Source organism: Inquilinus ginsengisoli (genome assembly GCF_050434925.1).
Classification (GTDB): domain Bacteria; phylum Pseudomonadota; class Alphaproteobacteria; order DSM-16000; family Inquilinaceae; genus Inquilinus; species Inquilinus ginsengisoli_B.
The window spans coordinates 5,432,303-5,448,102 of record NZ_JBNDJK010000001.1; the positions used below are offsets into that span (position 1 = coordinate 5,432,303).

At 69.1% G+C, this 15,800-nt stretch carries 13 protein-coding genes; 2 read left to right on the forward strand and 11 right to left on the reverse strand.

Going from position 1 to position 15,800, the window contains the following annotated elements:
* Positions 1–79: 79 nt before the first annotated feature.
* The gene (locus QFZ27_RS25845; RefSeq protein ID WP_429232494.1) at positions 80–976 is read left to right on the forward strand and encodes a transglutaminase-like domain-containing protein; all 897 of its coding nucleotides are present in this window, start codon (positions 80–82) and stop codon (positions 974–976) included.
* A gap of 156 nt (positions 977–1,132) precedes the next feature.
* Here the strand turns inward: QFZ27_RS25845 and kdsA are convergent, their stop codons facing one another.
* The 3 genes from kdsA to secG all read right to left on the reverse strand — a co-directional run bounded on the left by kdsA (position 1,133) and on the right by secG (position 4,033).
* Positions 1,133–1,975 (reverse strand): 3-deoxy-8-phosphooctulonate synthase, encoded by an 843-nt coding sequence (kdsA, locus tag QFZ27_RS25850; protein ID WP_429229334.1) that lies wholly within the window; start codon positions 1,973–1,975, stop codon positions 1,133–1,135.
* Positions 1,976–1,986: 11 nt separating this feature from the next.
* A complete protein-coding gene (gene pyrG, locus QFZ27_RS25855) occupies positions 1,987–3,615 on the reverse strand; it encodes a CTP synthase (protein ID WP_429229335.1) in 1,629 nt (542 codons plus the stop codon).
* A 91-nt stretch (positions 3,616–3,706) separates the two neighbouring features.
* Entirely contained in the window at positions 3,707–4,033 is a 327-nt protein-coding gene (gene secG / locus QFZ27_RS25860) for a preprotein translocase subunit SecG (RefSeq protein ID WP_429229336.1), read from the reverse strand.
* Positions 4,034–4,245: 212 nt separating this feature from the next.
* On the opposite strand from secG, the gene QFZ27_RS25865 reads away from it, so the two are divergent.
* Positions 4,246–6,576, forward strand: a complete 2,331-nt coding sequence (locus tag QFZ27_RS25865; protein ID WP_429229337.1) for a xanthine dehydrogenase family protein molybdopterin-binding subunit — start codon at positions 4,246–4,248, stop codon at positions 6,574–6,576.
* 141 nt (positions 6,577–6,717) lie between these two features.
* Here the strand turns inward: QFZ27_RS25865 and QFZ27_RS25870 are convergent, their stop codons facing one another.
* The 8 genes from QFZ27_RS25870 to QFZ27_RS25905 form a co-directional block, all read right to left on the reverse strand.
* Positions 6,718–7,638 (reverse strand): LysR family transcriptional regulator, encoded by a 921-nt coding sequence (locus QFZ27_RS25870; RefSeq protein ID WP_429229338.1) that lies wholly within the window; start codon positions 7,636–7,638, stop codon positions 6,718–6,720.
* A gap of 152 nt (positions 7,639–7,790) precedes the next feature.
* Complete coding sequence (locus tag QFZ27_RS25875) at positions 7,791–8,369, reverse strand: NUDIX domain-containing protein (protein WP_429229339.1); 579 nt, start codon at positions 8,367–8,369, stop codon at positions 7,791–7,793.
* The gene (locus QFZ27_RS25880) at positions 8,369–8,740 is read right to left on the reverse strand and encodes a hypothetical protein (protein WP_429229340.1); all 372 of its coding nucleotides are present in this window, start codon (positions 8,738–8,740) and stop codon (positions 8,369–8,371) included. Before QFZ27_RS25880 ends, QFZ27_RS25875 begins: the two co-directional genes overlap by 1 nt.
* A 279-nt stretch (positions 8,741–9,019) precedes the next feature.
* The gene (locus QFZ27_RS25885) at positions 9,020–11,050 is read right to left on the reverse strand and encodes a prolyl oligopeptidase family serine peptidase (RefSeq protein WP_429229341.1); all 2,031 of its coding nucleotides are present in this window, start codon (positions 11,048–11,050) and stop codon (positions 9,020–9,022) included.
* 197 nt (positions 11,051–11,247) lie between these two features.
* Positions 11,248–12,708 (reverse strand): IMP dehydrogenase, encoded by a 1,461-nt coding sequence (gene guaB, locus QFZ27_RS25890; RefSeq protein WP_429229342.1) that lies wholly within the window; start codon positions 12,706–12,708, stop codon positions 11,248–11,250.
* Between the two features lie 65 nt (positions 12,709–12,773).
* The gene (locus tag QFZ27_RS25895; RefSeq protein WP_429229343.1) at positions 12,774–13,511 is read right to left on the reverse strand and encodes an RlmE family RNA methyltransferase; all 738 of its coding nucleotides are present in this window, start codon (positions 13,509–13,511) and stop codon (positions 12,774–12,776) included.
* A 29-nt stretch (positions 13,512–13,540) separates the two neighbouring features.
* The gene (locus QFZ27_RS25900) at positions 13,541–14,587 is read right to left on the reverse strand and encodes a Ppx/GppA phosphatase family protein (protein WP_429229344.1); all 1,047 of its coding nucleotides are present in this window, start codon (positions 14,585–14,587) and stop codon (positions 13,541–13,543) included.
* A 266-nt stretch (positions 14,588–14,853) separates the two neighbouring features.
* Positions 14,854–15,681, reverse strand: coding sequence for a hypothetical protein (locus QFZ27_RS25905; RefSeq protein WP_429229345.1), 828 nt, complete (start codon positions 15,679–15,681; stop codon positions 14,854–14,856).
* Positions 15,682–15,800 lie beyond the last annotated feature (119 nt).

Below are 15,800 nucleotides of genomic sequence, written 5' to 3' on the forward strand. Positions count from 1 at the left end.
TCGCCTCGGCCGGCACATCCCGCAGAACCTTAACGTGTGGCCATCGCCACGCCTTACGATCACCAAGAGAGGATGGTTGATGCAGAATTCTGGAACAGGCGAAATATTGGAATATTACCGGTCCCACAGTGTTGTGACCGAGCCGAGAGAGTACGCACATCTTTATGATCGGCTCCCTGCCAGCATCGAGGATATCAGCAGGGAATTGCACAATGTCCTTATTCACAATTGGAAGGTCTATGCCGAAGGGATTCGACTGAGCGCCGAACGGCGCGCTGATATCGAGATTCGGCCGATGGCGCGCCTGCTTGGATGCATTGAGCGAGCGAGCGCGCAGCCATGGGACATGGAGCGTCCGCCGGACAGCCGGGTGGTCGTCGACTGCCGTCACTTCGCCACTCTGTTGTGCTCAGTTCTGCGTCACCGGACCGTCCCGGCCAGGACGCGCCATGGGTTCGCTTGGTACCTCGAACCCGGGCACAGCCAATCGCATGTGATCTGCGAATACTGGGATGCCACTGCGGGCCGTTGGGTGCCGGTCGATCCCGACACATTGCAGCAGGATATGCCCGCCGACCGGTTTGTCACCGCGGACGCCGCGTGGCGCGGTATCCGGGCTGGCGCGCTGGATGCAGCGCAGTTCGGCTATGGGTCCGATCTTCGAGGCGCGTGGTGCGTGCGATGGGAAGTCATCCGTGACTTCGCGGCGCTCAACAAGCACGAGATGCTGACCTTCGACGTGTGGGGCCTCAACGCCAGCTACGAGTTCAACGACACCTTGCTGCCGCGAGACGCCGCGCTCCTGGACCGCATCACATCGCTTCTCGAGGATGATCGCCGGAATTTTTCGGCGCTTCGTGCGATCTACGAGGCCGATGAGCGTGTGCGCGTGCCCACGGTGATCCGCAGCCAGCCATACACCACCGGGCTCACGCACGAAGTCGACCTGGCCCTTGATGGCAGCCTGCCAGTTTAGGCGGGGCACAGGGGGTCTTCAGCTAGGGGAATAAATACAGGGACTGTCCGGAGATCTCCGACATCTGAAAACCAGCTGGCAACACCCACGAATGCTTCCAGCACCCCGAGATCACGGGCAAGGCGGTGCGGCGCGTTTCCGCATCCTAGACGCGGATCAGATCCGGACCGGATCCGCCTTGGCGATGCGGTCGAGCGCGACCAGGGTGGTCAGCAGCGCCTCGAGCTTGCTCAGCGGCACCATGTTGGGGCCGTCGCTCGGGGCGTGGTCCGGGTCCTGGTGGGTCTCAATGAACACGGCGGCGACGCCGATCGAGACAGCCGCCCGCGCCAGCACCGGCACGAATTCGCGTTGGCCGCCCGAGCTGGCGCCCTGCCCGCCCGGCTGCTGCACCGAATGGGTGGCGTCGAACACCACCGGATAGCCGGTCTGGGCCAGAATCGGCAGCGAGCGCATGTCGCTGACCAGGGTGTTGTAGCCGAAGCTGACGCCGCGCTCGGTCAGCAGCACCTTGTCGTTGCCGGTCGAGGCGATCTTGGCGGCGACGTTCTTCATGTCCCAGGGCGCGAGGAACTGGCCCTTCTTGACGTTGATCGCCCGGCCGGTGGCGCCGGCGGCCAGCAGCAGGTCGGTCTGGCGGCACAGGAAGGCCGGGATCTGCAGGATGTCGACCGCCTCGGCGACCGGCGGGCATTGCGCCGCGTCGTGGATGTCGGTCAGCACCGGGCAGCCGAATTTCTCCCGGATCTCGGCCATGATCGGCAGGCTCTTCTCCATGCCCAGGCCGCGGGCGGCCGAGCCGGAGGTGCGATTCGCCTTGTCGAAGGAGCTCTTATAGACCAGGCCGAGGCCCAGCCTGCCGGTGATCTCGACCAGCGCCTGGCTCATCTCCAGCGCGTGCTCGCGGCTTTCCAGCTGGCATGGGCCGGCGATGATGGTCAGCGGGCGGTCGTTGCCGAAGGTGACGGGGCCGACGGTGACGGCACGGGCAGCGGTCATGATCCTGGTCCTCAGACGAGCCGGCTCTGCTCGATCGCGGCGCGGATGAAGTCGGTGAACAGCGGGTGCGGGTCGAACGGCTTCGACTTCAGCTCGGGATGATACTGGACGCCGATGAACCAGGGGTGGTCCGGCAGTTCCACGATCTCCGGCAGCACGCCGTCGGGCGACAGGCCGGAGAAGAACAGCCCGGCCTGTTCCAGCCGCTCGCGGTAGTTGATGTTGACCTCGTAGCGGTGGCGATGCCGCTCGCTGATCTCGGTCGCGCCGTAGATCTCCTGCACCCGGCTGCCGGGCACCAGCGCGGCGGGATAGGCGCCGAGGCGCATGGTGCCGCCCAGATCACCGTCGTTGCGGCGGGTCTCCAGCGCGTTGCCGCGGGTCCATTCGGTCATCAGGCCGACCACCGGCTCGTTGGTCGGGCCGAACTCGGTCGAGTTCGCCGCCGGCAGCCCGGCCATGTGGCGCGCAGCCTCGATCACCGCCATCTGCATGCCGAAGCAGATGCCGAAATACGGCACCTTGCGCTCACGCGCGAACTGGGCGGCGCGGATCTTTCCCTCGGCCCCGCGCTCGCCGAAGCCGCCCGGCACCAGGATGCCGTGGACATGCTCGAGATGGCTGACCGCGTCCTCCGATTCGAAGATCTGCGAATCCATCCAGTCGAGCTTGACCTTGACGTTGTTGGCGATGCCGCCATGGGTCAGGGCCTCGGCCAGGCTCTTGTAGCTGTCGATCAGCGAGGTGTATTTGCCGACCACGCCGATGGTGACCTCGCCCTCCGGCGCACGCACGCGCTGGACGATGCCGGTCCAGCGCGACAGGTCCGGCGTCTTCTGCTGCTCGATGCCGAAATAGGCCAGGACCTGATCGTCGAAGCCCTCCTCGTGATACGAGATCGGCACGTTGTAGATGGTGTCGACGTCGAGGGCGGCGATCACCCGCTCCGGCCGGATGTTGCAGAACAGCGCGATCTTGCGCCGCTCATTGGCCGGGATCGGCCGGTCGGCGCGGCACAGCAGCATCGCCGGCTGGATCCCGACCGACAGCAGCTCCTTCACCGAATGCTGGGTCGGCTTGGTCTTCAGCTCGCCCGCCGCCGGAATGTAGGGCAGCAGCGTGACATGCAGGAACAGCGCGTTCTCCGGCTCGACCTCGTTGCCGAACTGGCGGATCGCCTCGAGGAACGGCAGGCTCTCGATGTCGCCGACCGTGCCGCCGACCTCGCAGATGATGAAGTCTTCGTCGGTGATGTCGGAGCGGATGAACTCCTTGATCGCGTCGGTGATGTGCGGGATCACCTGCACCGTGGCGCCGAGATAGTCGCCGCGGCGCTCGCGCGCGATCACGCCCGAATAGATCTTGCCGGTGGTGACATTGTCGCTCTTGCGGGCCGAGACGCCGGTGAAGCGCTCGTAATGGCCCAGATCCAGGTCGGTCTCGGCCCCGTCATCGGTGACGAAGACCTCGCCGTGCTGGGTCGGGCTCATCGTGCCCGGATCGACGTTGAGATAGGGGTCCAGCTTCCGGAGCCGGACCTTGAAGCCCCGCGCCTGAAGAAGTGCTCCGAGTGCTGCTGCGCCCAGTCCCTTGCCAAGCGAGGAGACCACGCCGCCGGTAATGAAGATGTACCGCGTCATGGAATTCGACCCTACCCCAGATTCGTCCAGCCAAAAACAACGGGGCGGCCCCAAAACGGGGCCGCCCCGACATGACAGATATGCCGACGGCTTATTCGGTCGTCGGAACCGACGGTCCCGCCGGCGCGGTGCTGGCCGGCGCGCCCTGCGTCGGCGCTGCCGGCACCTCGTTGACGATCGCGGAGCCGGCACGGTGGGCGCCGGCCATGATCGCCAGGACGATGCTCGTGATCATGAAGGCGCCCGCCAGGCCGGCGGTGATTCGGGTCAGCAGGTTGGCCTGGCCGCGGATCGAGACCAGCCCGCCGCCGCCACCGCCGCCGATGCCCAGGCCGCCGCCCTCGCTGCGCTGGATCAGGATCACCCCGATCAGGGAGACGGCGATCAGGACGTGGATGACGAGCAAGACCTGCTGCACTGGACACCTGTCGACAAACGAAAACGGCCGGCTGCGCCCAGCAGCCGGCGATGGCGCTTATGTAGCGAAGACCAGCCCCCAATACCAGCCCCTCGCTGCGCCCGCGCATGACCTGCGCTGCATTCCGGCGCTGCTAATGTCCGACATGGCATTGACGCCCGCGGCGCCACGGCCGATCCTAACCTGATTCAGACCCCGGGAGGAGCACCATCGTGGCGACGAAGTTCGGCATCGGCCAGCCCATGCGCCGCAGCGAAGACCCCCGCCTGCTGAAAGGCGCCGGTCGCTACACCGACGATGTCTCCGCCCCGGGCCAGGCGCAGGCCTGGTTCCTGCGGTCGCCCTTCGCCCATGCCGAGATCCGCGGCATCGACACGACGGCGGCTGCGGCGATGCCGGGCGTGATCGGCATCGTCACCATCGCCGATCTCGATGCGGACGGGATCGCCGACCTGAAATGCTACGCCCCGGTGAAGAACCGCGACGGCTCCGACCAGGTGCTGCCGCCGCGGCCGATCCTGGCGCGAGGCCGGGTCCGCCATGTCGGCGAGGCGGTGGCACTGGTGGTGGCCGAGACCATCGAGCAGGCCAAGGACGCGGCCGAGGCGATCGAGGTCGACTATGATTCGCTGCCGTCGGCGACTGACCCCGTCGGCACGCTGGACGGCCCGGCGATCTGGGATGCCGCGCCGACCAACCTGTGCTTCGACTGGGAGTTCGGCGAGAAGGACAAGGTCGAATCGCTGTTCGCCCAGGCCGACCGGGTGGTGAAGGTCGACCTGGTCAACAACCGGGTCGTCGCTTCGCCGATGGAGCCGCGCTGCTGCCACGCCGACTGGGACGCCACCGACGGCCGCTTCGTGCTCTACGTCTCGTGCCAGGGCGTGCACATGCTGCGCGACATGCTGGCAAACGACATCTTCAAGCTGCCGCCGGACAGGTTCCTGGTCCGCAGCACCGATGTCGGCGGCGGCTTCGGCATGAAGCTGTTCATGTATCCGGAATACCCGGCGACGCTGTACGCCGCGCGCAAGTTCGGCCGGCCGGTGAAATGGACGTCGGAGCGGACCGAGGCCTTCATCAGCGACGACCACGGCCGCGACAACGTCACCACGGTCGAGCTGGCGGTCGACAAGGACGCCCGCTTCCTGGCGCTGCGGGTCGACCTGATCGCCAATATGGGCGCGTACCTGTCGAACTTCGCGCCGTTCATCCCGACCATGGCCGGCGGCGCCCAGATGCTGAACGGCCTGTACACGCTGCAGGGCGTCTATGAGCGGGTGCGCGGCGTGTTCACCAACACCCAGCCGGTCGACGCCTATCGCGGCGCCGGGCGGCCGGAGGCGGCCTACAATGTCGAGCGCATCGTCGACCATGCCGCGCGCGTGCTGGGCATCGACCCGGTCGAGCTGCGGCGGCGCAACTTCATCCCGCCCTCGGCGATGCCCTATGCCACGGTCACCGGAGTGACCTATGACAGCGGCGAGTTCACCCGCAACCTCGAGGAGGCGGCGCAGATCGCCGACGTCGCCGGCTTCGAGGCGCGCCGCCGCGACTCGGCATCCCGCGGCAAGTATCGCGGGCTCGGCATCGCCACCTATGTCGAGGCCTGCGCCGGCGGCGAGGACGAGGCCGCCGATGTCCGGGTCGCCCGCGACGGCAAGGTCACGGTCTATGTCGGCACCCAGACCAACGGCCAGGGTCACGAGACCGCCTACAAGCAGATCATCGCCGAGCATCTCGGCGTCGAGCCCGACAACATCACCATCGTCCAGGGCGACACCGACCTGGTCCGCACCGGCAACGGCACCGGCGGCTCGCGCTCGATCCCGGTCGGCGGCGCCGCGATCCGCGACGGGTCGCTGAAGGTCCAGGACAAGGCCAAGCTGCGGGCGGCGGACCTGCTGGAGACGGCGGCGGTCGACATCGCCCTCGTCGACGGCCGCTTCACCGTGGTCGGCACCGACAAGGCGCTGACCCTGGCCGAGATCACCGCCCAGACCGAGTCGGCCGCCGACACCGAGATCGTGTTCGAGGAGCGCGGCAGCTTCGCCCCGCCCTCGGCGACCTTTCCGAACGGCGCCCATGTCGTCGAGCTGGAGATCGACGGCGACACCGGTGCCCTGGAGATCCTGCGCTACACCGTGGTCGACGATTTCGGCCGGGTGCTGAACCCGCTGATGGTGACCGGCCAGGTCCATGGCGGCATCGCCCAGGGGCTCGGTCAGGCGCTGCTGGAGCACGCGGTGTTCGACCATGACAGCGGGCAGCTGCTGTCCGGCTCGTTCATGGATTACGCCATGCCGCGGGCGGTCGACCTGCCCTTCGTCACGTTCAAATACAACGAGATCCCCTGCACCACGAACCCGCTCGGGGTGAAGGGCGCCGGCGAGGCCGGGGCGATCGGCGCGCCGCCGTCGATCATCAACGCCATCGTCGACGCGCTGTCGCCGCTCGGGGTCGAGCATGTCGACATGCCGGCGACGCCGCAGAATCTGTGGCAGATCATCAACAGTCGGCAGCAGCGGCAGGCGGCGGAGTAGCTTCAACTCTCGTCGAGAGACGATACTGCCAATCCAGAAACCGTCATGGCGAGGAGGCGAAGCCGACGTGGCCATCCAGAGGCGGGTGCCGCTGGTGGCCACGCCCCTGCGAGGATCGCCATGACGGCATTGGGCGTGAGTCTACAGTGGCACAGGCTCTTTTGAGCCGCGCCGCGCGCCCTCCAGCGCCCGGCGCTGGTGCCGGAACAGGGCGGCCAGAGCTTCGGCCACGGCGCGGACGGCGGCGTCGCGGCGCAGGCCGCCATGCAGCATCAGGTAGACATCCTCGGCCAGCTCCGGCACCGGATCGCCGAGGCGCAGCAGCCGGTCGTCGGCATCACCCAGGAAGCAGGGCAGCAGCGCCACGCCGAGCCCGACGGCCGCTGCCCGGTGCCGCAGATACACCTCGCCCAGCCGGCAGCGCAGGACGCCGTGGGCGGCCACGGCGTCGAACCAGGCGGATTGCGACGGCGTCCGCTCCGGCTCCGGCAGGCCGATGAAGTCGAGGCCGGCGAGGCTGCCGTGCCCGCGCTGCTCCATATAGGTCCGCGCGGCATAGAGGGCGAAGCCGATGCGGCCGATCCGGCGGGCCGCCAGGTCCCCCTCCTCCGGCACCCGGCGCATGCGCAGGGCGATGTCGGCCTCGCGCCGGGCGAGATTGGCCCGGTCGCGCGAAGTGCCGATCGCAATCGCCTGGCCGCTTTCGGCCAGCAGAGCCTGCAGATGGACGGTCAGGAACAGTGAGATCGAGCTGGTGGCGGTCACCTGCACCGGCTCGGTCTCGGCCGCGGCGGCCTGATGCAGCTGGCGGAGCACGGCGCCCGCCCCCTCCTCCATGCCGCCGGCGGCCTGCAGCAGCGCCCGGCCCTGGGCGGTCAGCTCGAGCCGGTTCGGCAGCCGGTCGAACAGCCGGGCGCCGGCGAGGTCCTCCAGCGACCGCAGGTGCCGGCCGATGGTCGGCTGGCTCAGCCGCAGCCGCCGCCCGGCCGCAGTCAGGCTGCCGGCCCGGGCGACGGCGAGGAAGATGCGGATGTCGTCCCAGTTCGGCTCGCCCGTGGTCACGCTGGTTCTTCGCTGCAGCCTCGCTGAACGGGATCATACGATCGTCATCGCGAGGAGGCGAAGCCGACGTGGCGATCCAGCGGCTCGATCTCTGGATGGCCACGCCCTGCGGGCTCGCCATGACGAAGAGGAAACGGCGGTGCCCCTGCCCCTCAGCCCAGCAATCGGTGCAGCTGGGCGTATTGCAGCAGGAGAATGGTCTTTCCGTCCATGATCTCGCCGCGCCCGACCATCGCCAGCGCCTCGGGCAGGGTCGGCTCCAGGATCTCGATGTCCTCGCCCTCCGCCGCCACGCCGCCGCCATTCGTGGCCCGGTCCGCAGGGCTGTATTCGGCGACGAAGAAGACCAGCCGCTCGGTCACCGACCCCGGGCTCATGAAGGCTTCGAACACCCGGCGCGGCGCCGCCACGCGGTAGCCGGTCTCCTCCTCGGCCTCCTGGCGGATCGCGGTCTCGGGGTCGCGGTCGTCCAGCAGGCCGGCGCAGGCCTCGATCAGCGGCTCCGGATGGCCGTTGACATAGGCCGGGAAGCGGAACTGCCGGGTCAGCAGCACGCGGCCGCGGGCGGGGTCGTAGAGCAGGATCGCCGCGCCGTTGCCGCGGTCATAGGTCTCGCGGCTCAAGGTCTGCCAGCTGCCGTCCTGGCGCCGGTAGTCGAAGGTGGTCTTCTTCAGCACGTACCAGTCGTCGGACAGGGTCTCGACGGCTTTGATCCGGATCCGATCCTGCATCACGCGCATCCCGGCACCTCGGCCAGGCTGCGGTAGACCGGCCGCCCGGCCTGCTCGAAGATCGCCACCATCGCATCGGCGCCGACGGACGGGCCGCCGATCCGCAGGCAGGCGTCGCAGCGCCGCGCCACGCGCTCGCCGATCGGGTGGAAGATCTCATCGAAGACGGGGTCGCCAAGGCCGGTCGATCCGGCGGTTTCGAGCAACGGCAGGGCCAGGGCCTCGCCGGTGATGGGCAGGTGCCCGGCCCGGAACAGGCGCAGCGCGGCCTCGTTCATGGCGCGCATATTGGCCGCGATCCGACCGGGATCGTCGCCGGTGCCCGAGCGGTACGGGCCGGCGACCAGGATCATGAGGGGTGTCGAAACCAAGATGCCTCCGTCAATCTCGTCGATGAGGGAGGCATCCTGACGGCCGCTCGAAGGGTTGGGAGCACCCCAGCCGTGAAGGATGGGTATTCAGAGTTGGGGGGCTGATACCATCCCTCATTGACGATGACCATGATCCGTCATGGCGAGCCCCGCAGGGGCGTGGCCATCCGGGTTGGCGGGGCCTGCACCGACGGCAGGACTGGATGGCCACGCTTCGCTCGCCATGACGAGGAAAGGGCCGGAGAGTCGGCGTCAATGGGGCTTGGTATAAGGACCGACCTATGGGTCTTGCCGCAGCCTCTCCCACAGGAAGGCGTGGATCAGCGCTTGGTTGAAGGCGGTCTGGGCGTTGTTGGCCGCGGCGCCGTGGCCGCCCTCGATGTTCTCGTAATAGAGGACGTCCTTGCCCATCGCGGACATCAGGGCCGCCATCTTGCGGGCATGGCCGGGATGCACCCGGTCGTCGCGGGTCGAGGTCAGGAACAGCACCGGCGGGTACGCCGCGTCCTGGCGCAGATTCTGATAGGGCGAGAAGGTCTGCAGGAACGCCCAGTCCTCCGCCTTGTCCGGGTCGCCGTATTCCGCGGCCCAGGAGGCGCCGGCCAGGAGCTTGGTGTAGCGCTTCATGTCCAGTAGCGGCACGGCGCAGACGATGGCGCCGAACAGCTCCGGATACGTCGTCAGCATGTTGCCGACCAGGAGCCCGCCATTGCTGCCGCCCTCGATGCCGAGATGCGGCACGGAGGTGATGCCGCGGGCGACCAGGTCGCGCGCCACGGCGGCGAAATCCTCATAGGCGCGGGGCCGGTTCTCGCGCAGCGCCGCCTGGTGCCAGCGCGGACCGTATTCGCCGCCGCCGCGGATGTTGGCCACGGCATAGACGCCGCCGCGGTCGAGCCACAGCCGCCCCTCGCCCGGGATGTAGTGCGGCAGCAGCGGCACCTCGAAGCCGCCATAGCCGGTCAGCAGCACCGGGGCCGTGCCGTCCCGCGGCAGGTCTTTCCGCGCCACCACGAAATACGGCACCCGCGTGCCGTCGGCCGAGGCGACGAAATGCTGCTCCACCGCATAGGGCGAGGCATCGAAGAAGGCCGGCGCCTGCTTGAGCGATTCGAAGCCGGTTTCGCCGGCGGCGCCGCGATACAGCGTGTCCGGCTCGAGGAAGCCGGAGGCCAGGACCAGGATCTCGTCGTCCTGGTGCGGGGTGGTGGCGACATAGGCGATGGTGGCGGCCTCGGGCAGGCCCTCCAGGGTCCCGCGCTGCCAGCCGCCCTCGCCCGGCGTCAGCACCTCGACCCGGCTCTTCACATCGTCGAGGATCTGCAGGACCAGGTGGTTGCGGGTGCCGGAATAGCTCGACAGCGCCGTGGTCTCGCTCGGCTCGAACAGCACCGCAAGTTCGCGCTTGCCGGCGATCCAGTCGTCGAACCGGGCGGCCAGCAGCGCGCCGCCGGGATAGGTGTTGCCGCCGACCGTCCACTCCGTCCGCGGGGACACCAGCAGCCAGGGGCCGTGGGTGCCGGCCTCGGCGTCGCGCGGCAGGTCGACCAGGGTCAGGGCGCCGTCATCGCCCAGCAGGAACAGCTCGCTGGTGTAGAAGTCGATGCGCCGGGCGACGAAATCGCGCTCGAAGCCGGGGAAGCGGTCGTGGAAGGCGTCGACCGCGAGATCGTCCTCCTGCCCCTCATAGACGGTCGTCGCCGCCTCCAGCGGCTGGCCGCGCCGCCACAGCTTCGAGATCCGCGGATAGCCGGAGCGGGTCAGCGACCCCGGCCCGAAATCGGTGCCGACATAGATCGAATCGGCATCCTTCCAGCCGAAGCGGCTCTTCGCCTCGGGCAGGAAGAAGCCGTCGGCGACGAAGCTGCGGCTCTCCAGGTCGAACTCGCGGACGACATGGGCGTCGGCGCCGCCGCGCGACAAGGCGATCAGGCAGCGGCGGTAGTCCGGCTCCAGCACGTCGGAGCCGTGCCAGACCCAGTTCTCGCCCTCCGTCTCGGCCAGGGCGTCGAGGTCGAGCAGCACCTCCCACACCGGCTCGGCGGTGCGGAACGAGGCCAGCGTGGTGCGCCGCCACAGCCCGCGCGGATGGGCCGCGTCGCGCCAGAAATTGTAGTAGCGGTCGCCGCGGCGGACGACGTGGGGCAGCTTGGCCTCGGAATCGAGGATCTCGAGCATCTGCCGGCGCATCCGCTCGAACCCCGCCGTCTCGGCGAAGCGGCCGGTGCTCTCGGCATTGCGCGCCCGGACCCAGTCGAGGGCCTTCGTGCCGTCGATGTCCTCGAGCCAGAGGTAGGGATCAGCGTCCATGATGCCCGTGCCGGTTCAATCCGTTGGCCGGCCAGAATAGGGAGACCAGACGAAAGGGGCCAGTCACAGGGCGACGCAGGCCCTTCCGCGTCATTGCGAGGAGGCGAAGCCGACGAAGCAATCCATCGATCCGCCCATGCTGCTGCATGGATTGCTTCGCTGCGCTCGCAATGACAGCTGAGGGGGCGTGTGGCCCCTTACAGCCCCGGACGGTAGTTCGGGGCCTCGTGGGTCACCGTGATGTCGTGGACATGGCTCTCGCGCAGGCCGGCATTGGTGATGCGCACGAACTCCGCCCGCTGGTGCAGGTCGGCGATGGTGCGGCTGCCGGTGTAGCCCATCGCCGCCTTCAGCCCGCCGACCAGCTGGTGGACGACGTTCGCGACCGGCCCCTTGTACGGCACCCGGCCCTCGACGCCCTCGGGCACCAGCTTCAGCGTGTCCGATACCTCCTGCTGGAAGTAGCGGTCGGCCGAGCCGCGCGCCATGGCGCCGAGCGAGCCCATGCCGCGATAGCTCTTGTAGGAGCGGCCCTGGTACAGGATCACCTCGCCCGGCGCCTCGTCGGTGCCGGCGAACAGCGAGCCGAGCATCACCACGTCGGCGCCGGCGGCGATCGCCTTTGCCAGGTCGCCGGAATATTTGATGCCGCCGTCGGAGATCACCGGGATGCCGGCCTTGCGGCAGACCTCGACCACGTCCATGACCGCGGTCAGCTGCGGCACGCCGACGCCGGCGACCATGCGGGTGGTGCAGATCGACCCCGGGCCGATGCCGACCTTGACCGCATCCGCCCCGGCGTCGATCAGCGCCTTGGCGGCATCGCCGGTGGCGACGTTGCCGGCGACGATCTGGGTCGAGTTCGACAGGCGGCGCGCCCGCTCGACGCTCTTCAGCACGCCTTCGGAATGGCCGTGCGCGGTGTCCAGCACCAGCACGTCGACGCCGGCGTCGAACAGCGCCTCGGCGCGCGAAATGCCCTTGTCGCCGGTGCCGGTGGCCGCGGCGACGCGCAGCCGCCCCTGCTCGTCCTTGCAGGCGTTCGGATGCAGCTGGGCCTTGAGGATGTCCTTGACCGTGACCAGGCCGATGCAGCGGTAGTCCTGGTCGACGACCAGCAGCTTCTCGAGCCGGTTCTGGTGCAGCAGCCGCTTGGCCTCGTCCTTGCCGACGCCCTCGCGCACCGTGACCAGCCGGTCCTTGGTCATCAGCTCGCGCACCGGCTGGGTCGGATTGGTGGCGAAGCGGACGTCGCGGTTGGTCAGGATGCCGACCAGCTTGCCGTCCTGCTCCACCACCGGGAAGCCGGAGATGCCGTGCCGGTCCATCAGCGCCAGCGCCTCGGCCATGCTGGCGTCGGAGCCGATGGTGATCGGATTCACCACCATGCCGCTCTCGAAGCGCTTCACCTTCCGCACTTCCTCGGCCTGGCGCTCGATGTCGAGATTGCGGTGGATCACGCCGATGCCGCCGGCCTGGGCCATGGCGATCGCCAACGGCGCCTCGGTCACGGTGTCCATGGCGGCGGAGAGCAGCGGGATGCCGAGCTCGATGCGCTTGGTCAGGCGAGTCCGCGTGTCCGCGTCGGCGGGCAGGATCGACGAGGCCTGCGGGACCAGCAGGACGTCATCGAAGGTCAGGGCGTCGCGGAACTGCATGTGGGGCTCCCAGAGCTTGGAAGCGCCGCAATATAACCCCCCTCAAGCCGTTGTGAAGCGCAGATCTAGGGGGCCTGCGTTGCGTCCTGCGAACCGCGGCCGCGGAAATCGGTCGCGACGATGTAGACCTCGGCGCTGTCCTGCCGGCTGGCGGCAGGCTTGACGTGGCGGACCTTGGCGAAGTTGCGCTTCAGCACGTCGAGCAGCTCCTTCTCCGCGCCGCCCTGGAACAGCTTGGCGACGAAGGCGCCGCCCGGCACCAGCACATCGACCGCGAACTCGATCGCGGTCTCGGCCAGCGCCATGATTCGCAGATGGTCGGTCATCTGATGGCCGACGGTCGGCGCGGCCATGTCGCTGAGCACGAGGTCGGCCGGGCCGGCCAGCGCCTGCTTCAGCCGGTCCGGCGCGGCGGGGTCGAGGAAGTCCATCTCCAGGATGGTCGCGCCCGGCACCGGGTCCATGCCGAGATAGTCGATGCCGACCACCTTGCCCTGCGGCCCGACCCGCTCCAGCGCCACCTGGATCCAGCCGCCGGGGGCGCAGCCGAGATCGACCACGCGCATGCCGCGGCGCAGCAGCTTCAGCTTGTCGTCGAGCTGCACCAGCTTGAAGGCCGCGCGGGATCGATAACCCAGCCGTTTCGCTTCGGCGACATAGGGGTCGTTGAGCTGGCGTTCGAGCCAGCGGGTCGAGGACAGGGTCCGCTGCTTGGCGGTCTTCACGCGCACGGCCAGGCCGCGGCTGCCGCGGCCGCTCGGCCCCCCTGCCCTTGCGGCGCCCGGCTTCTTCGGTGTCTTCATGTCACTCGGATAGTGTCTGGCGGATGGTATCAGGCGGGAAGCGACTGCGCCTCGGCCAGCAGGTCGAACAGGATGCCCTCGCGCACGCCGCGGTCGCCGACCCGCAGCTTGCCGACAGGCCAGGTGTCGCAGATCGCCTCGAGGATGGCGCAGCCGGCCAGCACCAGGTCGGCCCGGTCGCGGCCGATGCAGGGATAGGACGACCGCCCCGCGTAGTCGAGGCCGAGCAGCATGCGGCTGGCGCGCCGCGCCTCCTCGAAGGTCAGGGTGCTGCCGTCGACCTCGGAGCGGATGTAGCGCGGCAGGCCGAGATGCACCCCGGCCAGCGTGGTCACGGTGCCGGAGGAGCCGATCATCTGCACCCGGCCCTGGGCGATCAGCCCGCGCAGGTTGTTGCGCGCCTCGAAATCGGCCAGGGCGGCGGCGGTCGTGGCGGTCATCGCCGCATAGGTCTCGGCCGAGACCTCGTGGCCGCCATGCAGCTCGGCCAGGGAGACGACGCCGAGCGGCATGCTGAGCGCGTCGAGCGTCACCGCCTGCCCGTCGGCATCGATCTCCAGCCAGGTCAGCTCGGTCGACCCGCCGCCGATGTCGAAGATGATCGCATGCGGGATCGTCCGGTCGAGCAGCGGGGCGCAGCCGGCCGCGGCCAGCCGCGCCTCCTCCGCCGCCGGGATCATCTCCAGCCGCAGGCCGGTCTCGCGCCGCACCCGGTCGCGGAAGGCCGGGAAGTTGACGGCCTGGCGGCAGGCCTCGGTCGCCACGGCGCGCGACAGGATCACGTTCTGCCGCCGGATCTTGGCGGCGCAGATGCGCAGTGCCGCCAGAGTGCGCTGGATCGCCTCGGGCTGCAGCCGCCCGGTCGCGCCGACGCCTTCGCCCAGCCGGACGATGCGGCTGAAGGCGTCGACCACCTGGAACCCGCCGGTCGCGGCGCGCGCGACCAGCAGCCGGCAATTGTTGGTGCCGAGATCCACCGCGGCGTAGAGAGGTTCGAGCCTCGGCGCCCGACGCTGATCGCCGGCCGCGGTGGCCTCGGCGATCGCAATCGACTCCACCACTGACATTCCTTCCATGGCCGTCCGTCCCTTTTCGAACGGCGCCTCCGTCCCTTCACTGAACTGTAGCGCAGGCACGGCCAAAGTGGAAATGCCCCCGGAGTCGCATCCAGGGCGATCGGGTGAAGAGCGGCGCCCGCGGCCAGCGCCGAGATCCCGTGTCCGTGCTGCGATTCGCATCGCAGGCAGACACGGGACGGCGATCCACAGGACGGGTGCGGTCTCGGCCCATGGGACCGGAGCTCGGCCTCGCGCGGGCGGCGGCGGTGTTCTGCCCGATCGGCCTATGTCCGCCGGTCGGGCGGCGGCCGGGGATCGGGCGCGGGCGGCGCGGTGCCGGTCGGATCGCAGCGCCGGGGCTGGGTGGATATGGGCAGGGTGCGGACGACGTTGCCGGACCAGTCGAAGACCTCGCCGGTGCTGAGGTCGTGCCGCCAGTATTCGCCTTCGGGTCCGCCGAGGTCGCTGGCCCAGATGAAGTGCTCGTCGGGGAAGGACGGGTCCTGCGGCGGCGGGGCGGCTGCGGCCCTGCCGGCGGTCCCGCGCGGTGACTTCGGGCCGGCGGCATCGGCGCCGGCGGTTCCGTCGGGGTCGAGAGCGCGGCGGGACAGGCCGATGTCGCGGCGGAGGCGCTGGATCAGGATCTCGATCGGCAGGGCGGTATCGGCGAGGTCGGCGTCGATGCGCTCATCCTCGGCGAGCCGTTCCCAGAGCTCGGCGGTGAGCCTTTCCTTGGCCTCGGGCTTCTCGGCGGCGATGGCGCGGGAGACGCGCTCGGCGACGGTCTGGCGCCGCCGGTCCTTCTCGTCCCGCCGCCGGTCCTTGTGGCTTTCGGCCTCGCGCTGCGCCTTCTCGTGCTGCTCCCGCAGCTTCATCTTGAGGGCGATGGCGCGGCGGATGCCGAGGAAGAGGCTGCTGAAGCGGGTCTCCGCCTCCCCGGCGCGGTCGAGATCGCCGGCATCGAGGGCGGCCACGCCCTGGGCCTGGAAGCCGCGGGCCAGCCCCAGGGCGAGCTCCGTCAGCTCGGATAGCACCACGGCGTCCTGGGCGGCCACCTCCGTGGCCGGCGAAGCGGCGGAGGGACTTCCGGCATCGATGGCGTCATCGACCATTCCTACATTAGAACAAAATAGGAACATGGAGTCAAGCAAAGCCGCATCCGATTTGCAGAGCAGTCGCTTCCCCCATGCCGTCATGGCGAGCGAAGCGCGGCCATCCAGTCCTTCAGCCG